This window comes from Pseudomonas sp. FFPRI_1, assembly GCF_055384485.1.
The window spans coordinates 3,702,399-3,721,456 of the sequence record NZ_AP029168.1; the positions used below are offsets into that span (position 1 = coordinate 3,702,399).

At 66.0% G+C, this 19,058-nt stretch carries 15 protein-coding genes and 1 pseudogene; 10 read left to right on the forward strand and 6 right to left on the reverse strand.

Annotated features, from left to right (window positions below):
- Positions 1 to 342 precede the first annotated feature (342 nt).
- The 3 genes from ACZ5BO_RS16580 to mexE are packed head-to-tail and all read right to left on the reverse strand — an operon-like array spanning position 343 to position 6,209.
- Positions 343 to 1,764, reverse strand: coding sequence for an efflux transporter outer membrane subunit (locus tag ACZ5BO_RS16580; protein ID WP_464701101.1), 1,422 nt, complete (start codon positions 1,762 to 1,764; stop codon positions 343 to 345).
- Positions 1,761 to 4,940: an efflux RND transporter permease subunit gene (locus ACZ5BO_RS16585; protein ID WP_464701103.1), complete on the reverse strand. Its 3,180-nt coding sequence runs from the start codon at positions 4,938 to 4,940 to the stop codon at positions 1,761 to 1,763. The genes ACZ5BO_RS16580 and ACZ5BO_RS16585 overlap by 4 nt, the downstream gene beginning before the upstream one ends.
- Positions 4,941 to 4,955: 15 nt before the next feature.
- Positions 4,956 to 6,209 (reverse strand): multidrug efflux RND transporter periplasmic adaptor subunit MexE, encoded by a 1,254-nt coding sequence (mexE, locus tag ACZ5BO_RS16590; RefSeq protein WP_464701105.1) that lies wholly within the window; start codon positions 6,207 to 6,209, stop codon positions 4,956 to 4,958.
- A 314-nt stretch (positions 6,210 to 6,523) separates the two neighbouring features.
- On the opposite strand from mexE, the gene ACZ5BO_RS16595 reads away from it, so the two are divergent.
- From ACZ5BO_RS16595 to ACZ5BO_RS16620, 6 genes are all read left to right on the forward strand, one after another.
- The gene (locus ACZ5BO_RS16595; protein WP_464701107.1) at positions 6,524 to 6,967 is read left to right on the forward strand and encodes a CopD family copper resistance protein; all 444 of its coding nucleotides are present in this window, start codon (positions 6,524 to 6,526) and stop codon (positions 6,965 to 6,967) included.
- 105 nt (positions 6,968 to 7,072) lie between these two features.
- Positions 7,073 to 8,416 carry an oxygen-independent coproporphyrinogen III oxidase gene (locus ACZ5BO_RS16600; RefSeq protein ID WP_464701109.1) on the forward strand — a complete coding sequence of 448 codons (1,344 nt, stop codon included), beginning with the start codon at positions 7,073 to 7,075 and terminating at the stop codon, positions 8,414 to 8,416.
- Positions 8,417 to 8,551: 135 nt separating this feature from the next.
- Positions 8,552 to 9,346, forward strand: coding sequence for an AAA family ATPase (locus tag ACZ5BO_RS16605; RefSeq protein WP_464701111.1), 795 nt, complete (start codon positions 8,552 to 8,554; stop codon positions 9,344 to 9,346).
- Between the two features lie 123 nt (positions 9,347 to 9,469).
- Positions 9,470 to 9,910 (forward strand): c-type cytochrome, encoded by a 441-nt coding sequence (locus ACZ5BO_RS16610; RefSeq protein ID WP_464701113.1) that lies wholly within the window; start codon positions 9,470 to 9,472, stop codon positions 9,908 to 9,910.
- 3 nt (positions 9,911 to 9,913) lie between these two features.
- Positions 9,914 to 11,338 carry a cbb3-type cytochrome c oxidase subunit I gene (locus ACZ5BO_RS16615; protein ID WP_464701115.1) on the forward strand — a complete coding sequence of 475 codons (1,425 nt, stop codon included), beginning with the start codon at positions 9,914 to 9,916 and terminating at the stop codon, positions 11,336 to 11,338.
- A 76-nt stretch (positions 11,339 to 11,414) separates the two neighbouring features.
- The gene (locus ACZ5BO_RS16620; protein ID WP_464701117.1) at positions 11,415 to 13,253 is read left to right on the forward strand and encodes a nitric oxide reductase activation protein NorD; all 1,839 of its coding nucleotides are present in this window, start codon (positions 11,415 to 11,417) and stop codon (positions 13,251 to 13,253) included.
- Between the two features lie 21 nt (positions 13,254 to 13,274).
- On the opposite strand, the gene ACZ5BO_RS16625 is transcribed toward ACZ5BO_RS16620, so the two are convergent.
- Both ACZ5BO_RS16625 and ACZ5BO_RS16630 read right to left on the reverse strand, forming a co-directional pair.
- Positions 13,275 to 13,457 carry a protein DnrP gene (locus ACZ5BO_RS16625; RefSeq protein ID WP_464701297.1) on the reverse strand — a complete coding sequence of 61 codons (183 nt, stop codon included), beginning with the start codon at positions 13,455 to 13,457 and terminating at the stop codon, positions 13,275 to 13,277.
- A gap of 5 nt (positions 13,458 to 13,462) precedes the next feature.
- Positions 13,463 to 14,146, reverse strand: a complete 684-nt coding sequence (locus ACZ5BO_RS16630; protein WP_464701119.1) for a Crp/Fnr family transcriptional regulator — start codon at positions 14,144 to 14,146, stop codon at positions 13,463 to 13,465.
- Positions 14,147 to 14,628: 482 nt separating this feature from the next.
- Here ACZ5BO_RS16630 and ACZ5BO_RS16635 point away from each other — a divergent pair, with 482 nt between their 5' ends.
- Both ACZ5BO_RS16635 and ACZ5BO_RS16640 read left to right on the forward strand, forming a co-directional pair.
- Entirely contained in the window at positions 14,629 to 15,819 is a 1,191-nt protein-coding gene (locus ACZ5BO_RS16635) for an NnrS family protein (RefSeq protein WP_464701121.1), read from the forward strand.
- Positions 15,820 to 15,836: 17 nt separating this feature from the next.
- On the forward strand, positions 15,837 to 16,274 hold the full coding sequence (locus ACZ5BO_RS16640; RefSeq protein ID WP_464701123.1) for a hypothetical protein: 438 nt from the start codon (positions 15,837 to 15,839) through the stop codon (positions 16,272 to 16,274).
- Between the two features lie 71 nt (positions 16,275 to 16,345).
- On the opposite strand, the gene ACZ5BO_RS16645 is transcribed toward ACZ5BO_RS16640, so the two are convergent.
- Positions 16,346 to 17,008, reverse strand: coding sequence for a hemerythrin domain-containing protein (locus tag ACZ5BO_RS16645; protein WP_464701299.1), 663 nt, complete (start codon positions 17,006 to 17,008; stop codon positions 16,346 to 16,348).
- Here ACZ5BO_RS16645 and norR point away from each other — a divergent pair.
- Both norR and ACZ5BO_RS16655 read left to right on the forward strand, forming a co-directional pair.
- Positions 16,961 to 18,481: a nitric oxide reductase transcriptional regulator NorR gene (gene norR / locus ACZ5BO_RS16650; RefSeq protein WP_464701125.1), complete on the forward strand. Its 1,521-nt coding sequence runs from the start codon at positions 16,961 to 16,963 to the stop codon at positions 18,479 to 18,481. The two genes, ACZ5BO_RS16645 and norR, sit on opposite strands and share 48 nt — an antisense overlap.
- A gap of 81 nt (positions 18,482 to 18,562) precedes the next feature.
- Positions 18,563 to 19,049: pseudogene (locus ACZ5BO_RS16655) on the forward strand (pyridoxine/pyridoxamine 5'-phosphate oxidase).
- Positions 19,050 to 19,058 lie beyond the last annotated feature (9 nt).

The window sequence follows — 19,058 nt, forward strand, 5'->3', positions numbered from 1 at the left end:
AATGTGGGGAGATTTGTAGGAGCCGGCTTGCCGGCGAAGAGGGCCTTGAGCCGTGTGGCGTTCTGGCGGGCGCCTTCGCTGGCAAGCCAGCTCCTACGGCTGGCAGAGGGAATGTGCGGATATTTGTAGGAGCCGGCTTGCCGGCGAAGAGGGCCTTGAGCCGTGTGGTGTTCTGGCGGGCGCCTTCGCTGGCAAACCAGCGCCTACGGCTGGCAGGGAGTGCGTGGATATTTGCCGGCGAAGGCGTCCGCGAGACGAGCAAAAAAAAGCCCCGCGACCGAATGATCCACGGGGCTAAACATTGGTTGGTTGCGGCCAACCAAAGGAGCTCGTTGCAAATCCTTACTTGCTGGCCAGCGTGTCCGGCTGCCAGCCGCCACCGAGGGCCTTGTAGATGGCGACGATGCCGCGGTACTGGTCGACCTCGGCCTGGGCCTGGCTGTCTTCGGCGGCCAGGCGCTCACGCTGGGCGTCCAGCAGCACCAGGAAGTCCACGGTGCCTTCGCGGTAGCGGATCTCGGCCAGGTCGGCGGCGGCGCGGCTGGATTCGCTCTGGCGAATCAAGGAGATCAGCCGTTGCTGGCGCTTGCCGTAGTCGCTGAAGGCGTTTTCCGACTCTTCCAGGGCCAGCAGCACTTGCTGTTCGTAATTGGCCAGGGCGCCATCGGCGTTGGCATTGGCACCCCGCAGCCGGGCTCGGACGCTGCCCAGGTCGAAGGCTGCCCAGGTGATGCTCGGGCCCAGGGCCCAGGCGTTGGCCGCCGAGGAGCCGATCTGTGAACCGCGCCCGGCGGTGAAGCCGAGGAAGCCGCTGAGGCTGACCTTGGGAAACAGGTCGGCCTTGGCCACGCCGATGCGCGCCGTGGCTGCCGCCAGCTGGCGTTCGGCACTGAGGATGTCCGGACGCCGTTGCAGCAGTTCGCCCGGGTCACCGATGGGCAGGGCCTTGGCGATCGCCGGCAACTGCGCCGGCGACAGGTCGACGCTCAATTGATCCGGGCGCTGGCCCAGCAAGGTGGCGATACGGTTGCGCTGGCGCACCTGTTCCGCCTGCAGTTGCGGCACGCTGGCCTCCACCGAGGCCAGGCGCGCATCGGCGCGGACCACGTCGAGCTGGTCGCCGACCCCGGCGTCGCGCAGGCTTTCGGTGATCTTGCGCGACTCCTGCTGGTTGTTCAGGTTGGCCAGGGCGATCTTTTCCCGCAGTTGCGCACCGCGCAGTTGGCCGTAGGCGTCCACCAGCTCGGCGATCAGGGTCACCTGCAGCTGGTACAGGTCAGCCTCGGCGGCCTGCTGGTCGGCGTCGGTGGCTTCCAGGTTGCGCTGGATGCGGCCGAACAGGTCCAGCTCCCAGGCCATGTCCAGGCCCAGGTCGTAGCGCTCGCTGTTGACCCGCTTGGTGGTCTGGCCGGGGATCTGCCCCTTGGCCAGGTCGCTGCTGGCGCGGCTGGTGATGGTCGGCATGGCGTCATTGCTGGCGTCATCGCGAATCGCCCGGGCGGCCCGCAGGCGGGCAAAGGCCACCCGCAGTTCACGGTTGCCCTGCAGCGACTGGGTTACCAACTGGTTGAGGGTCGGGTCGTCGAACTGCTGCCACCAGATGCCTTCGAAACGTGCGCGGTCGAAGTTCTTCTGCCCGGCGGCGCCATCGGTGGCGGCGCTGATGTGCGCCGCCTCGGTGGTCGGGGTCTGGTAGTCCGGGCCCACGGCGCAGGCGCTCAGGGCCAGCACCAGCAGGCTCGGCAGGAACACTTTGGAACTCATTGTTGCGCCTCCAGTTGCAGAGCGCGGGCGGCCTTGCGCGCCTCGCTGCGCTCCACATAGTTGCGGATCAGTACATAGAACACTGGGGTCAGCAGCAGGCCGAAGAAGGTCACCCCGAGCATCCCGGAGAACACCGCGACACCCATGGCGTGACGCATTTCCGCACCGGCGCCGCTGGAGATCACCAGGGGCACCACGCCCATGATGAAGGCGAAGGAGGTCATCAGGATCGGCCGCAGACGCAGGCGGCAGGCTTCCAGAACCGCGGCCAGCGGGTCGAGGCCTTCCTCTTGCTTGTCCTTGGCGAACTCGACGATCAGGATCGCGTTCTTGCAGGCCAGGCCCACCAGTACGATCAGGCCGATCTGGGTGAAGATGTTGTTGTCGCCACCGGAGACGATCACCCCGGTAATCGCCGACAGCAGGGTCATGGGCACGATCAGGATCACCGCCAGCGGCAGGCTCCAGCTTTCGTACTGAGCCGCCAGCACCAGGAAGGCCAGCAGTACGCAGAGCGGGAAGACGAACAGCGCGGTGTTACCAGCCAGGATCTGCTGGTAGGTCAGCTCGGTCCATTCGTAGGTCATGCCGTTGGGCAGTTCTTCCTTGAGCAGTTTCTCGATCGCCGCTTCCGCCTGCCCGGAGCTGTAGCCCGGGGCCGCTGCGCCGTTGATTTCCGCGGTGACAAAACCGTTGTAGTGCATCACGCGGTCGGGGCCTGCGGTGTCGCTGACCTTGATGAAGGTCGCCAGGGGGATCATCTCGCCCTTGTTGTTGCGCACTTTCAGCTGGCCGATCTGCTCGGGTTCGAGTCGGAACTGCTGCTCGGCCTGGACGTTGACCTGGTAGGTGCGGCCAAAGCGGTTGAAGTCGTTGGCATACAGCGAACCCAGGTAGATCTGCAGGGTGTCGAAGATGTCGGAGATCGCCACGCCGTGGGTCTTGGCCTTTTCCCGGTCGATGGCAGCATCGACCTGGGGCACGTTGACCTGGTAGCTGGTGAACAGCCCGGCCAGTTCCGGCACGCTGCGGCTCTTGGTGATGACGTTCTGCACTTCCTTATACAGCTCGTCGTAACCCAGCCCGCTGCGGTCCTCCACTTGCAGGCGGAAGCCGCCGATGGTTCCCAGGCCCTGTACCGGCGGCGGTGGGAAGATCGCCATGTAGGCGTCCTGGATATCCGCGTACTTGCCGTTCAGGGCACCGGCGATGGCCCCGGCGGACATGCTCGGGTCCTTGCGTTCGTCGAAGGGTTTCAGGGTGACGAAGACGATGCCGTTGTTCGGGCTGTTGGTGAAACCGTTGATCGACAGGCCAGGGAAGGCCACCGCGCTTTCCACGCCCGGTTGCTTGAGGGCAATGTCGGACATGCGCTTGATCACGTCTTCGGTGCGGTCCAGGCTGGCGGCGTCCGGCAGTTGGGCGAAGGCCACCAGGTACTGCTTGTCCTGGGCCGGGACGAAACCGGTCGGGGTGTGGGCGAAGCCGAACCAGGTCAGCACCATCAGGCCGGCATAGAGGAACAGGGCGATGCCGCTGCCGCGGATAACCCGGCGCACGGTGCCGACGTAGCCATGGCTGGCGCGATCGAAGAAGCGGTTGAAGGGTTTGAACAGCCAGCCCCCCAGCAGCGTGTCGAGGATCCTCGAGAAGCGGTCCTTGGGCGCATGGTGTTCCTTGAGCAGTACCGCGGCCAGGGCCGGCGACAGGGTCAGGGAGTTGAAGGCCGAGATCACCGTGGAGATGGCAATGGTCAGGGCGAACTGCTTGTAGAACTGCCCGGTCAGGCCGCTGATGAAGGCCGCCGGTACGAACACCGCGCACAGCACCAGGGCGGTGGCGATGATCGGGCCGGTCACTTCACGCATGGCGCGCTTGGTGGCTTCCACCGGGTTCAGGCCCAGGCCGATGTTGCGTTCGACGTTCTCCACCACCACGATGGCGTCGTCCACCACGATGCCGATGGCCAGCACCAGGCCGAACAGCGACAGGGCGTTGAGCGAGAAGCCGAACAGGTGCATGACCGCGAAGGTGCCGATCAGCGACACCGGTACCGCGACCAGCGGGATGATCGAGGCGCGCCAGGTCTGCAGGAACAGGATCACTACCAGCACCACCAGGATCAGCGCTTCGAACAGGGTGTGCACCACCGCTTCGATGGAGCCACGGACGAAGATGGTCGGGTCGTAGACGATGCTGAAGTCCATGCCCTGCGGGAAGCTCTTCTTCAGTTCGGCCATCTTGGCCCGCACTTCATTGGAGATCTCGATGGCGTTGGAGCCCGGGCGCTGGAAGATCGGGATCGCCACCGCCGGCTGGTTGTTGAGCAGCGAACGCAAGGCGTACTGGCTCGACCCCAGCTCGATGCGGGCGATGTCCTTGAGGCGAGTGATCTCACCGTCGTCGCCGGAGCGGATGATGATGTTCTCGAACTCTTCCTCGGTGACCAGGCGGCCCTGGGTGTTGACCGACAGCTGGAAGCTGGTGGCGGTCGGCGCAGGCGGCGCGCCCAGGGCACCGGCGGCCACCTGGCGGTTCTGTTCACGGATGGCGGTGACCACGTCGGTGGCGGTCAGGTTGCGCGAGGCGGTCTTGTTCGGATCCAGCCAGACCCGCAGCGAGTAGTCGCCCATGCCGAACAGCTGCACATCCCCGACACCGCCCAGGCGCGCCAGCTCATCCTTGATGTTGAGCAGGGCGTAGTTGGACAGGTAGAGCATGTCGTAGCGTTTGTCCGGCGAGGTCAGGTGGACCACCATGGTCAGGTCCGGAGAGGCCTTGTCCACGGTGATACCAATGCGCGTCACTTCTTCCGGCAGCTTGGGCTGGGTACGGGTCACGCGGTTCTGTACCTGCACCTGGGCGTTGTCCAGGTCGGTGCCCAGGGCGAAGGTGATGGTCAGGGTGATCTTGCCGTCAGCGGTGGATTGCGAGGACATGTAGAGCATGTTCTCGACCCCGGTGATCGCCTGTTCCAGGGGCGCGGCCACGGTTTCACCGATGACCTTGGGGTTGGCCCCCGGGAAGTTGGCACGCACCACCACGGTGGGCGGCACCACTTCCGGGTATTCGCTGATGGGCAGCTGGAACAGCGAGATGGCACCGGCGATCAGGATCAGCAGCGACAGCACCGCGGCGAAGATCGGCCTGGATATGAAGAACTGGGAAAAATTCATCTTGAGAGTCGTCCCTTAACCGCGCGGTGTCGCAGCGGCGAGTTTCACGGCGGGAGCCGCAGCGCCTTTGGCAGGGGTGACCTGCGGCAGGTTGCTGGCTTCCAGCGCTTGGCGTTGTTGGGCCAGGGCGGCGAGGGTTTCCTTGCTGGCCATGGGGATCACTTCAGGCGTGACCGGTGCGCCCGGACGTGCCCGTTGCAAGCCCTTGACGATGATGGTGTCGTCCTTGCTCAAGCCGTTGCGCACGATGCGCAGGCCTTCGATCTTCGGCCCCAGTTCCACGGCGCGGTAGGCCGGCTTGTTGTCGGCGTCCATCACCAGTACGAACTTCTTGCCCAGGTCGGTGCCCACGGCTTCATCGCTGATCAGCATTGCCGAGTAGGTGCCGCTGCCTACCAGTTTCAGGCGCGCATAGAGGCCCGGGGTGTAGCTGCCGTCGTTGTTGTCGAACACCGCACGGCCACGGATGGTGCCGGTCTTGGGGTTGACCTGGTTGTCGACGAAGTTCATCTGCCCCAGGTGCGGGTGGCCTTCTTCATTGGACAGGCCCAGGTACACCGGGGTGGTCTGGCCGCGCTGGCCCTGGCGGGCGAGTTGGGTGTACTTGAGGTACACGCGCTCGTCGGCGTCGAAGTAGGCGTAGACCTTGTCGGTGGAGACCAGGCTGGTGAGCGGGGTGACATCGGCGGTCACCAGGTTGCCGGCGGTGATCTGCGCGCGGCTGACCCGGCCACTGATGGGCGCCACCACCCGGGTGAAGCTCAGGTTGAGCTTGGCCACATCCAGTTGCGCCTGGATCGCGTCGACCCCGGCCCGGGCTTCCTGGGCGGCGCTGGTACGGGTGTCGGCCAGTTCGGCGGAAATCGCGTTGCTGGTCAGCAGGCGCTGGCCGCGCTGGGCTTCGTTGGCACTGCGGGTGGCGGTGGCGCGGGCCTGTTGCAGCTGGGCTTCGAGGCGGCGTACTTCGGCCTGGAAGGGGCGTGGGTCGATCTGGAACAGCAGGTCGCCTTTCTTCACCAGGGCGCCTTCGGTGAAGGCCACCTGATCGATCTGGCCCGAGACCCGCGGGCGGATTTCCACGGTTTCCGGCGCTTCCAGGCGCCCGGTGAATTCATCCCATTCGTTGACCGGCTGTTCCAGCACCTTGGCCACGCTGACTTTGGCGGCGGGCGGGGCGGAGGCGGTTTCCGGGGCTTTGCCGCAAGCGCTCATCACCAGCACGGCAAGCACGGCTAGTGGAAAACGTAAGAGTTTGACTGACTGGTCCATGGGTACATCCGCCAAGGTAATTTGAGATGGGCGGATGATGCTCGGCAGGGTGATATCTCACGAATCGAATGAAGCGAAGGTAACTATCATTCGGAATGATATGAGACTCGAGCGAGCCCTCTAGCATGCACCTTTCGTTAGGGTGCTATCAATTCCTTCCGACGCAAATATCTATTGCGCCCTGGGTAACATTGCCTTGGGACCAGCCCCATGCCGATTGGTACCGGCAGCGACGATTTACTTGATTGGCATCAAGCGCGCCGGGCAGCCGCAGCGCTAGGCTGGGGTCCGCTCCGGCCATTCATGAGGGGATGATGATCTATCCCGTGCTGCTGACCCTGCACCTGTTCGCCGCCCTGATATTTATTGGCACGGTGTTCTTCGAGGTGCTGTTTCTGGAAAGTTTCCGCCGGCAGTTGCCGGCCAGGGTCATGCTGCTGCTCGAGCAGGCCATCGGCCGCCGGGCCCGGCAGTTGATGCCCTGGGTACTGCTGGTGCTGTTCGGCGCCGGCATTGGCATGCTCTGGCTGCGCTACTGGCCGTTGCTGGCGGCGCCTTTGCAGTCATCGTTCGGCACCTTGCTGTCGTTGAAGATCCTGCTGGCCATCAGCGTGCTGGTGCATTTCCTTGGCGCCATGCTGTTGTTTCGCACCGAGCGCATGACCGCCCGCTGGGTGAGCTTCATCCACCGCAGCGTCTTCATTCACTTGCTGGCCATAGTGGTGCTGGCCAAGGCCATGTTCTACATCGCCTGGTAGCCACGGCACCTCACCGGCACCCCGGTCGGGTTTGATGCAGGTCAAGACCCCAGGGCGGTTGCCGGTCGACACTGCGGTTTTGCGGCCCGTCTCGGAGCTTGTGTCATGTTCGAAGTCTTTCACTCTCGCAGCGGGCGGGGCGTGCGGCATGATCCAGGGGCGCTCGATCCCCATTGTCATGTCGAGGAAGGCTGCTTCCACGCCGGCGTCGGCTCCCTGGATGTGCTGCGGGCATTGCGCGCCAGTCGGCAGCAGCCCCGGCCCCTGGCGCTGAACCTGCAACTGCCCGCTACGCTGGCGGCCCCAGGCCAGGCCAGCGAGGCCTACCTGGCTGCCCTGTCCCGGGAAATCCGCCTGGTGACCTGCCACCTGGGCAATGTGTCGGGGGTGGAACAGTTCCACTTCACCGGCGGCGGCCTGGACTCCGCGCCTCTGCAACGGCTGATGGGCCTGCTGCGCGAGCGCTTCAACTTCCTCGACCACGACAGCGGCGACTACAGCGTCGATGTCGACTTGCCCGGCAGCGACTGGGCGAGCATGAAGCGGCTGCGCGACCTGGGTTTCAATCACGTGAGCATCGGCGTGCCGGACAGCGGTTGCGCCTGCGAGGGTGCGCCGGCCCGTCACCAGGACCCGGGACCTATCCAGTCGCTGCTCGACGCGGCGCGTACCTTCGGTTACCGCAAGGTGAGCGTTGACCTGGGGTATGGTCGCGGCTGGCAGACCCCGGACAGCTTTGCCCACAAGCTCTGTTCCCTGGTCGAGCTCGAGCCCGACCGGCTGCAGGTGTTCGACTATGCCCAGCCGCCACGGCGTTATGCCCAGGGGCCGCGGCAAGCCCCCAGCAGCCCGCAGGACAAGGCCCTGATGCGGCGTTTGTGCTTCGAACACCTGCCTCAGGCGGGCTACCTGCATATTGGCCTGGGGCTGTTCGTGCGCCCCGATGACGACCTGGCCATGGCGCAGGAGCGCGGCGGCCTGAGTCGCAATTACCAGGGGTTCACCCGGCATGGCTACTGCGACCAGATCGGCCTGGGGCTGGGCGCGGTCAGCCGGTTCGATGGGCTGCATGCGCAGAACAGCGAGGTGCTGGGCGATTACCTGGGCCAGTTGCAGCAGGGGCAACTGGCCACCTGGCGCGGCTGGCGTCACCTGGCGGGGGCGCAGATCCGCCAGCAGGTGATGGAGCGCCTGGCCTGCGACCTGGAACTGGATGTGCGAGCCATAGAACGGCGCCATGGCCTGGTCTTCCGGCAGTTCTTCCCGGGTGCCTGGCTCCGGCTCGAGGCCATGAATCGCGCCGGCCTGGTGGCGTTGCGGGAAGATTTCATCAGCATCCTGCCGGCCGGGCGCCTGGAGGTGGATGCCATCTGCCAGCTGTTCGAGCAACCGACGCCGCCGTCGCCGGCGTCCAGCCTTGACTGGCTGGACCACGACACTCGCCGCTGACAGCGGGGCGGGGCAGGTGTGCCGCAGCATGGCGCGGCGCGCTTGATCGCGATCAAGTTTGCTCAGCGCGATGCTTGCCGGGTTGCCGCCGGGGCTCTTAGCGTGACCGCCAACCCGTCGCTATCCAGGTATCCCATGGACCTTTCCGAACCCCGCTGCGAACCCTTCTACCAGGCTCAGGGCAATGAGCCGCTGCTGTTTGAACACGCCTGGCGCCACGGCCTGCCGCTGCTGATCAAGGGCCCGACCGGCTGTGGCAAGACGCGTTTCGTCCAGCATATGGCCCAGCGCCTGCAACTGCCGCTGTACACCGTCGCCTGCCATGACGACCTGAGCGCCGCCGATCTGGTGGGGCGTCACCTGATAGGTACCGAGGGCACCTGGTGGCAGGACGGCCCCCTGACCCGGGCAGTGCGCGAGGGCGGCATCTGCTACCTCGACGAAGTGCTGGAGGCGCGCCAGGACACCGTGGTGGTGTTGCATCCCCTGGCCGACGATCGCCGCGAACTGTTCCTGGAGCGCACCGGCGAGGTGCTCAAGGCTCCGCCCTCGTTCATGCTGGTGGCCTCCTACAACCCCGGTTACCAGAACCTGCTCAAGGGCATGAAGCCCAGCACCCGGCAGCGCTTCGTGGCCATGCGCCTTGGCTACCCGGACGTGGCGCAAGAGGAGCAGATCGTCCGCCGCGAGGCCGGGGTCGATGGCGCCCTGGCCAGCCAGTTGGTCAGGCTCGGCCAGGCCCTGCGCCGGCTCGACCAGCATGACCTGGAGGAGGTGGCCTCGACCCGCCTGCTGATCTTCACCGCGCGCCTGATCGGTGCCGGCATGGACCCGCGCCAGGCCTGCCTGGCGTGCCTGGCCGAACCCCTCAGCGATGACCCGGTGACCGTCGCGGCGCTGATGGATGTGATCGATGTGCACTTTTCCTGAACCGGGTTCGGCACCCGCAGTGGCAATACCTGAGTAAAACTATCGGGCTTTCTTGATTGCCATCAAGTCGCTCTCGACCGCGCGCTTTCTATCATGGCCACGCCAAGCAATGAGGACGCGAGCATGTCAGAGACCTTCACCAAAGGCATGGCCAGGAACATCTATTTCGGCGCAAGTGTGTTCTTTTTCCTGATCTTCCTGGCCTTGACCTATCACACCGAACAGACCTTTCCCAAACGCAGCAACCAGGCGCAGTTGACCGAGGCGGTGGTGCGCGGCAAGACGGTCTGGGAGCAGAACAACTGCGTCGGCTGCCACACCTTGCTGGGCGAGGGTGCGTATTTCGCGCCAGAGCTGGGCAACGTCTACCAGCGTCGTGGCGGCGAGGAGGGGTTCAAGCCCTTTATGCAGGCCTGGATGAAGATGCAGCCGCTGGGCGTGCCCGGGCGCCGGGCCATGCCGCAGTTCAACCTGAGCGAGCAAGAGGTCGACGATATCGCCGAATTCCTCAGGTGGAGCTCGAACATCGACACCAATGGCTGGCCGCCAAACAAGGAGGGCTGAGTGATGAGCATTGCCAATCCACATCTGAAATTCGCTTCGCAGGCCGTGGCCAAACCCTACTTCGTGCTGGCCCTGATGCTGTTTCTCGGACAGGTGCTGTTCGGCCTGATCATGGGCCTGCAATACGTGATCGGCGACTTCCTGTTCCCGGCCATTCCGTTCAACGTGGCGCGCATGGTGCACACCAACCTGCTGATCATCTGGCTGCTGCTGGGCTTCATGGGCGCGGCCTACTACCTGATTCCGGAGGAGGCCGATCGCGAGCTGCACAGCCCGAAACTGGCGCTCCTGCTGTTCTGGGTGTTCGCCGTGGCCGGGGTACTGACCATTCTCGGCTACTTGCTGGTGCCCTATGCGGGCCTGGCCCGGCTGACCCACAACGAGCTGCTGCCGACCATGGGCCGCGAGTTCCTGGAACAGCCGACCATCACCAAGCTGGGCATAGTGCTGGTGTGCCTGGGGTTTCTCTACAACATCGGCATGACCCTGCTCAAGGGCCGCAAGACCACGGTCAGCATGGTGATGATGACCGGCCTGATCGGGCTGGCGGTGTTCTTCCTGTTCTCCTTCTACAACCCCGCCAATCTGGCCCGGGACAAGTTCTACTGGTGGTGGGTGGTGCATCTCTGGGTGGAAGGCGTGTGGGAGCTGATCATGGGTTCGATGCTGGCCTTCGTGCTGATCAAGATCACCGGCGTCGACCGTGAGGTGGTGGAGAAATGGCTGTATGTGATAGTCGCCATGGCGCTGATCAGCGGGATCATAGGGACCGGCCACCACTTCTTCTGGATTGGCGCGCCGCAGGTCTGGCTGTGGCTCGGCTCGATCTTCTCGGTGCTGGAGCCGCTGCCGTTCCTGGCCATGGTGCTGTTCGCCTTCAGCATGGTGCGCAACCGTCGACGCCAGCACCCCAACCGCGCCGCCACGCTGTGGGCCAAGGGCACCACGGTCACCGCGTTCTTCGGGGCCGGGGTCTGGGGGTTCCTGCACACCCTGGCACCGGTCAACTTCTACACCCACGGCACGCAACTGACCGCGGCTCATGGTCATCTGTCGTTCTACGGGGCCTACGCGATGATCGTCATGACCTTGATCAGCTACGCCATGCCCCGCTTGCGCGGGCTGGGCGAGGCGCCGGATGAGCGGGCCCAGACCCTTGAGGTCTGGGGGTTCTGGCTGATGACCCTGTCGATGGTGATGATCACCCTGTTGCTCACCGCCGCCGGCGTGGTGCAGATCCTGCTGCAACGCTGGGCCGAAGACGGCAGCGCCTTGCCGTTCATGTCCACCGTCGAGCACTTGCGCGGGTTGTTCTGGGCGCGCCTGGTCAGTGGCCTGGGGTTCATGGCCGGGCTGCTCTGCTACCTGTCGAGCTTCCGCCAGCGTGGCCGCGCAGACCCGGCGGCGGTCCGGGTGGTGCGCTCCTGAGTCCGGCGGTGCCGACACAACGCGGCCCGGCTGCACGCTGGGCCGCTTCCTGCGGGGTAGGGGAGGAGACGCCCGAATGGCCTTTACGCTTGAACTGGAAGAATGGATCGGCAGTGCCTGGCATCGTTTCATCACCCGCCGGGCCAGCAGTGATTTTCCCGCGGCGCGGGTCGAGCTGGCCCCCCGACAGCGGGCCCTGGGGCTGCTTTACCGAGCCATGGGCGGCGCCGCCGGCAACAGCGTCGAGGCCGCCAGCGAACGCGAGCTGTTGCTGCGCCGCAACCTGCTGCAGCAAATCGCCGGGACTTGCCGGCATGCGCCGCTGGCCTGCTGCGACGGGCAACACCTGCATCTGCCGGCGAGCCTGGCGGTGTTTGCCGATCGGCACCTGAACGAGGAACTCTATCGCTGGCTGGCGCTGCTTGCCGCCCGCGCCGAGCCCATGCGCCACTGGGGCCGGGACAACCAGCGCTGGACCCGGGCGCTGCTGGCGGATTACCCGGGGCTGGCCGGGCGCTACCGGCGCCTGGTGGACGCCCACCTGCAACTGCGCCCCGATCCGGCCTCGCTGAACCCTGCCGAGGCGGCCCTGGAGCGTGCCCTGCGCCAGGCCCTGCGCGAGCCGGGCAGTGTCCAGCAGTTTCCCCGCAGCGAGCGGGCCGCCTGGCCGTTGCCACTGTGGTTGTACCCGCCGCAACACCTGGCCAGCCCGCAAGCGGTGGCGATTGAAGAGAGCGACTACCAACTGCCGGCCAGCACCGGCGAGCAGCAGGGTGGACGCAAGCGCGCCACACGCATCGACGACGCGCCGGCCAAGGGAGGGCTGCTGATCGTGCGCCTGGAGAACCTGTTCAGCTGGACCGAGCACGTTGCCCTCGACCGCTGGGAGGACCACAGCCAGGACCCGGACGCCGCCCGGGTGGCCGAGGATCTTGAGCACCTGACGCTGTCCCGGACCCGCACCCGCAAGGGGGGCGGCCTCAAATTGCACCTCGACCTGCCGCCGGCGGACGTCGACGACTTGCCCCTGGGCGAGGGCATCAAGTTGCCGGAATGGGATTATCGCCTGGGCCGCCTGCAGGACAACCGGGTCAACCTGCAGCTGTTCGAGCCCAGGGATTGCCAGCCGCAAGCCCTGCCGGACCACCTGCAGGCGCCGGCGCGGCGCTTGCGCCGTCAATTCGAGCAGTTGCGCAACCAGCGCCAGTGGTTGCACCGACAGCCCCAGGGCAGCGAGCTGGACCTGCAAGCCTGGCTCGACTTCCAGGTCGAGCGTCGCCATGGCCGCAGCGTCGAGCGCGGCTTGTTCCTGGAACGCCGCCAGACCCGGCGTGACCTGGCCTGCCTGCTGCTGGCGGATGTGTCGATGTCCACCGATGCGCACCTGAATGATGAACAGCGGGTGATCGAGGTGATCCGCGACAGCCTGCTGCTGTTCGGCGAGACCCTGTCGCTGCTCGGTGACGAGTTCGCCTTGTACGGCTTTTCCTCGCTGCGTCGGCAGCAGGTGCGCATGACGCTGCTCAAAAGCTTCGAACAGGCCTACGACGCGCAAACCCGTGGCCAGATCCAGGGACTCAAGCCCGGCTACTACACCCGCATGGGCGCGGCGATCCGCCAGGCCACGCGCCTGCTGCAGGGGCGCAAGCGGCAGCGCAAGCTGCTGTTGCTGCTCACCGATGGCAAGCCCAATGACCTGGACCTGTACGAGGGTCGCTACGGGATCGAGGACACCCGCGAGGCGCTGCGTGAAGCCCGGTGCCAGGGGCTGACGCCGTTCTGCATCACCATCGACCGCGAGGCCGGCGCCTACCTGCCGTACCTGTTCGGCAGCAACGGCTACAGCCTGATCCATCAGCCCGAGCAGTTGCCCCTGCGCCTGCCGCAGCTCTATCGTCAGCTGACCCAGCCCTGAAGCCGGGCCAGGCTCGCCCGCCTAGCGTGGCAGCCACACCACCATGACCAGGCAGAACAGCGTCAGGCCGATGCAGAACCACAGAAAGCGCCGTTGCCGGCGAGCCCCGAGCTGCGCCGCCGCGGTCGGCAGCGGCATGCCGCAGTGCTGGCAGTGGCTGGCCCGGGCCCCATTGTCCTGTTGGCAATACAGGCATTGGCACAGGGCGCTCATTCGAACTGCTCCAGCCGTGGCTGGTCGAGGATCACGATAAGCCGGCCATCCTGGCTGATGATCTTGTCGTCGATCAGGCGGCGGATGATCCGCGAGAAGGTTTCCGGCTGGATCGCCAGGTGCCCGGCGATCAGTTGCTTGGCCATCGGCAGTTCGAACTGGCGTTGCACCGGCTGGGCCTGCGTCAACTGCGTGAGCAGATAGCGCACCACCCGGTGGGTGGCGTTCTTCAGTGACAGCGTCTCGATTTCGTTGACCCGCTGGTGCAGACGCATGCAGAGCTTGCCCAGAAGCGCGAAGGTCAGGCGGCTGTTGCGCTGCAGCAGGCGGACATAGGCGGCATTCGACAGCCGATAGAGCTGCGACGGGCCGACGGCCTCGGCCGAGGCCACGTAGTTGGCGGTGTCCATCAGCATCATGGCTTCGGCGAAGGTCTGCCGCGGGCCTATGACCTCGAAGACCTTTTCCTGGCCCTCCGGGGTCAGCCGGTAGATCTTCACCGCCCCGGCAATCACGAAATAGAACGCCTCGGCCGGTTCTCCCTGGCGGAACAGTGGTTCGCCCTTGTCGATGTTCAGCAGTTGGCTGTTGGCCAGCAGCTCGTCGAGCTGTTCGTCGTCCAGGGGCTCGAACAGGTGATGGCTGCGCAGGATCTGGTGATGGACTCGGTGAAACACCATGGCTACTTGTCCTCGTGGGTAAAAGGGAAGGGCGCGAACTCAGAACAGGCTCAGCGAGAGGCCGCTGGCGGTGGCCAACAGGGCACCGAGGACGAAGAACCAGGCCAGGGGCTGGATGAGGTTTTTCATGATGACTCCAGGAACTGTGGGTAGGGCTGCGGAGCAAGACCCGGACCAGGCTGCGGCCTGGACAATTCCCGGCCTGTGGCAGCGCTAGGGTTGAAATGACCCTGATGAATAGGGTTGAAATGACCGTGATCGGGTTGTTTTGACCCTGTTGCGGTTGCCGACTCGCCGGCCGGCCGTTGCCCGGCCCAGGGCACGACCCTTGCACAGTTGCCTGGGACAGCCATGCCGGTCGCTGTGGCTAACTCGCTCATCCAGCGCTTGATTGATGTGCAGCAGCGACAACCGCCGGTATAGGGCAGAAGGTGGTGGCCGGAGGTCGTCTATGGCACCGGCAACAAGCTAAGGAGTGGTTCATGCAAGTACTTGATCGCCGTAAGGCCCTGGCCGTAGTGCCGTTGCTGCGCCTGGCGTTCCGTCCGATGTTCCTCGCCGGCTGTGTCCTGGCCCTGTTGGCGGTGCCGCTGTGGCTCGCGGCGCTGCAGGGCTTGCTGGGTAACTGGCAGCCGGCCGGCGGCTGGCTGGCCTGGCACCGCCATGAGTTGGTGTTCGGCTTCGGGCTGGCGATCATCGCCGGCTTTCTGCTGACCGCGGTACAGACCTGGACCGGCCAGCCGGGACTGTCCGGCAAACCGCTGGCGGGGCTGGCGCTGTTGTGGCTGGCGGCACGGCTGGCCTGGCTGGCGAACCCGCCCTGGCCTCTGCTGGTAGTGCTTGAGCTGGGGTTCCCGCTACTGGTGGCAGGGGTGATGAGCAGAACCCTGTGGCGGGTGCGCCAGCAACGCAATTACCCGCTGGTGGTGGTCCTGCTGTTGCTCGCGGCGGTTGATGGCCTGGCGCTGTACGGCCTGGTGCAAGGTGACGAAGGCTGGCAGCGCCAGGCGGTGCTCGCGGCGATCTGGCTGGTGGCGGCGATCATGGGCCTGATCGGCGGACGGGTGATTCCCTTCTTCACCCAGCGCGGGCTGGGGCGCACCGCGGCGGTGGCGCCTTGGCCGTGGCTCGACTGGCTGTTGCTCGGGGGCTCGGCGCTGGTGGCCCTGCTGTATGCCGGTGGCCTGGCGCTGACCCCGAACCGGTGGCTGGGCCTGTTGTTCGCCGCCCTGGCGGGTGGGCATCTGCTGCGCTTGTGGCGCTGGCATGATCGCGGCCTGTGGCAGGTGCCTTTGCTCTGGTCGCTGCACCTGGCCTATGCCTGGCTGGCGCTGGCGTGCCTGGGCATGGCCCTGTGGCATGGCGGTGTGGCGCTGAACCCGAGCCTGGCGGTGCACTGCCTGACCATCGGCGCCATGGCCGGAATGATCCTGGCGATGATCGCCCGAGTCAGCCTGGGCCATACCGGGCGGCCGTTGCAGCCGCCGGCGGGCATGACCCTGGGGTTTATCCTGATCAACCTGGCCGGTGCCTGCCGGGTGCTGCTGGTGCCCTGGCTGCCGCTGGCCGGGCTGTGGCTGGCGGGCCTGTGCTGGGCCCTGGCCTTTGCCCTGTACGCCTGGCGCTATGGGCCGATGCTGCTGCGGCCACGGGTCGACGGCCACCCAGGTTGAGTGCCGGGAGAGCCTGAATGTTCTATCCCTATCTGTTGCTGATTCACCTGCTGGCGGCCATTGCCTTCATCGGCACGCTGTTCTTCGAACTGACCATCTGGCCGGCGGTGCGCCGCCAGATACCGGCCACGGCCCAGGCCGGGGTCGACCAGGCGCTGTCGGTGCGCTCGCGCAAGGTCCTGCATGGGGTGGTGCTGTTGCTGTATGGCGCCGGACTGGGCCTGGCCTGGCACCATCGCCTGGCCCTGGCGCAGCCCCTGGCCAGCCCTTTCGCCAGCCTGCTGGGGCTGAAGATCGTGCTGGCCCTGAGCATCATCGGCCATTACCTGTTGCTGGCGTTCTGGTTGCTCGGCGGGCGCTTGAGCGAAGCTCGGGCGCTGGGCATCCGCCGCAGCATCCTGGGCCACATGCTGTTGATCGTGATCCTGGCCAAGGCCATGTTCTATTGGCATTGACCGGCCGGGTCCGGCCCGCTCCCCAGGGGGCGGGCCGGTGCGGGAGGGCGCTTGGGCGCAGGGCGGGGGGGTTATTGCAGGGCCTGGGTGAACAGCACGTCGTTTTCCAGCTGGATATGCTCCAGCAGATCGTCGCGAAACTCCTGCAGGCCGCTGTACAGGGTGCGCCAGGTGTTGCACGCGCCATCCGGGGTGGTGATCTGGTCGGTCAGTTGCATCAGTCGCTCCAGGGCGTCGCCATGCTGGTCGTGCTCCAGGCGCATCACCTGGATCGGCGCCGAGGCCTGGCGTCCCATGCCTCGCTGCAGCATCGGGAACAGCACCTGTTCCTCCTTGAGCATGTGGCCTTCCAGTTCCTGCTGCATGCCCTGCAAGTGCTCGGCCAGGCCAGTGGGGCAGCGGTCGTCGGCGGCATGCACCTGCTCCACCCGGCGGGCCAGGTGGATCAGTTCCGGCAACTGCTGGCGGTGGCGCTGGTGATAACGCGACAGAATGTGCGCGATGATTTCGCTCGGGGACTGTGTCTGGTTCATCAGGGAAATCCTGGTCTGTGGTAGGGATTTCCCGGGTGGCTGCATCAGCCATGCCAGCTTTACTTGCGCGGAATCAATGGCCGATTCATGCAGTGTGGTGAAATCCACCCCGATACATCCGGGTAGATATGACCACATAGGGTGAGGACTACCATGTTGCGAGAAAGCCTGGCCGCCGACCTGATCGTCGAGTTGCCCAATGCCGTGCGGTTGCAACGCCTGGTGCAGACCCTGCGGGAATACTTCAACTGCGGCGCGGTCGGCCTGCTGCGCCTGGAAGACGACAGCCTGCGGCCGCTGGCCACCGTCGGCCTGGTGCACGAAGCCCTCGGCCGGCGTTTCGTGATTGCCCAGCACCCCCGCCTGGCGGCGATCATGGCGTCGCGCGAGCCCACCTGGTTCGAGCCCGACAGTCGCCTGCCGGACCCCTACGACGGCTTGCTCGACACGGCCCTCAGCGAGCCCCTGGCCGTGCATGACTGCATGGGCGTCAGCCTGTACGTGGAGGGCCGCATCTGGGGCGCGATCACCCTGGATGCCTTGCAGGCCGGGACCTTCGACGCGCATGCTCGGGACGAGCTCAAGCGCTGCACCCTGCAGATCGAGGCCGCGGTGCGGGTCACCCGTCTGGAGCAGGAAAACCGCAGCCTGCGCCTGTCGCGCAGCGAGCCTGCGGATATGCGCCGGCCGCAGGACGAGGGCGAGATCCTCGGCCAGAGCGAGGTACTGCACCAATTGCTCAATGAGCTGGATGTGCTGGCCGATTCCGAGCTGCCGGTGCTGCTGCTGGGGGAAACCGGGGTCGGCAAGGAGCTGTTCGCCCGGCGCTTGCATCGTCTGTCGCGGCGCAGCCACAAGCCGTTGGTGCAGGTGAACTGCGCGGCCCTGCCTGAATCCCTGGCCGAGAGCGAGCTGTTTGGCCATGTCAGGGGCGCGTTTTCCGGCGCCACCAGCGATCGTGCCGGGCGCTTCGACGCGGCCAATGGCGGCACACTGTTTCTCGATGAGGTGGGCGAGCTGCCCCTGAGCGTCCAGGCCAAGCTGCTGCGCACCCTGCAAAATGGCGAGATCCAGCGGCTGGGGGCGGACAAGCCGCTGTACGTCAATGTGCGGATCATCGCCGCCACCAACCGCCACTTGCCCGACAGCATCCGCGATGGCCAATTTCGCGCCGATCTCTATCACCGGCTGTCGGTGTACCCGGTGCCGATTCCGCCGCTGCGCGAGCGTGGCAACGATGTGCTGATGATTGCCGGGCACTTCCTCGAGCTCAATCGCACCCGCCTGGGGCTGCGCGGCCTGCGCCTGTCGGCGGCGGCCGAGCGCACGCTGCTGGGCTACCACTGGCCGGGCAACGTGCGTGAACTGGAGCACGTGATCGGCCGCGCCGCGCTCAAGCAGCTCAGTCGCGATGGCAGTCGCAGCCTGATCATCACCCTGGAACCCGAGGTGCTGGACCTGGACAGCGCGACGGCGTTGCCGCAGCCGCCGCAGCAGGCAGTCGAACCGGGGCAGCCTTTGGCCTCCCTCGGCGATGCGGTGGATGCCTGCCAGCGCCAGTGCATCGTTCAGGCCCTGCGCCAGAGTGGCGACAACTGGGCCGGCGCCGCGCGGTTGCTGGCGGTGGACCCGAGCAACCTGCACAAGCTGGCCAGGCGCCTGCGGCTCAAATAGCTCCGGTTGCGTTGATGGCGGTCAAGGTGCGCCGGGGGTGGCCCTTACAGACTGCGGGTCATTTCCCTGGAGATCACCGCCATGCCTCTGTCCCTTGCCCAGATGCGCCGTAACTACACCCTAGGTGGCCTGCGCGAAGAGCGCGCGCTGGACGATCCGCTGCTGATGTTCGGCCAGTGGCTGGAGCAGGCCCGGGAAACCGAAAGCCCGCCAGTGGAGGCCAACAGCATGCACCTGGCGACGGTGGACCCCGAGGGCCGGCCCCACTGCCGGGTGCTGTTGCTCAAGGGCGTGAACCACGAGGGCTTCACCTTCTTCGGCAATTACCTGAGCGCCAAGGGCCTGGAGCTGGCCGCCAATCCCCATGCCGCCATGACCTTCTTCTGGCCGGGCCCAGACCATCCGCCGCTTTGTCGACGAGCCCCTGCACCGTCCCGAGCACTGGGGCGGCTATTGCCTGCGGCCCGAGCGGCTGGAGTTCTGGCAGGGGCGCGCCGACCGCCTGCATGACCGTCTCGACTACCGCCGCCAGGACGGCCAGTGGCGACGCCGGCGCCTGGCACCTTGAGTCGCACCC

Excerpts from the sequence above, each read along its gene's own strand:
- ACZ5BO_RS16610 (WP_464701113.1), top strand. The coding sequence starts at position 9,470 with ATGTCAGAGACCTTCACCAAAGGCATGGCCAGGAACATCTATTTCGGC.
- ACZ5BO_RS16620 (WP_464701117.1), top strand. The coding sequence starts at position 11,415 with ATGGCCTTTACGCTTGAACTGGAAGAATGGATCGGCAGTGCCTGGCAT.
- ACZ5BO_RS16635 (WP_464701121.1), top strand. The coding sequence starts at position 14,629 with ATGCAAGTACTTGATCGCCGTAAGGCCCTGGCCGTAGTGCCGTTGCTG.
- ACZ5BO_RS16585 (WP_464701103.1), bottom strand. The coding sequence starts at position 4,940 with ATGAATTTTTCCCAGTTCTTCATATCCAGGCCGATCTTCGCCGCGGTG.
- ACZ5BO_RS16640 (WP_464701123.1), top strand. The coding sequence starts at position 15,837 with ATGTTCTATCCCTATCTGTTGCTGATTCACCTGCTGGCGGCCATTGCC.
- ACZ5BO_RS16600 (WP_464701109.1), top strand. The coding sequence starts at position 7,073 with ATGTTCGAAGTCTTTCACTCTCGCAGCGGGCGGGGCGTGCGGCATGAT.
- ACZ5BO_RS16580 (WP_464701101.1), bottom strand. The coding sequence starts at position 1,764 with ATGAGTTCCAAAGTGTTCCTGCCGAGCCTGCTGGTGCTGGCCCTGAGC.
- ACZ5BO_RS16630 (WP_464701119.1), bottom strand. The coding sequence starts at position 14,146 with ATGGTGTTTCACCGAGTCCATCACCAGATCCTGCGCAGCCATCACCTG.
- ACZ5BO_RS16605 (WP_464701111.1), top strand. The coding sequence starts at position 8,552 with ATGGACCTTTCCGAACCCCGCTGCGAACCCTTCTACCAGGCTCAGGGC.
- ACZ5BO_RS16615 (WP_464701115.1), top strand. The coding sequence starts at position 9,914 with ATGAGCATTGCCAATCCACATCTGAAATTCGCTTCGCAGGCCGTGGCC.
- ACZ5BO_RS16595 (WP_464701107.1), top strand. The coding sequence starts at position 6,524 with ATGATCTATCCCGTGCTGCTGACCCTGCACCTGTTCGCCGCCCTGATA.
- mexE (WP_464701105.1), bottom strand. The coding sequence starts at position 6,209 with ATGGACCAGTCAGTCAAACTCTTACGTTTTCCACTAGCCGTGCTTGCC.
- norR (WP_464701125.1), top strand. The coding sequence starts at position 16,961 with ATGTTGCGAGAAAGCCTGGCCGCCGACCTGATCGTCGAGTTGCCCAAT.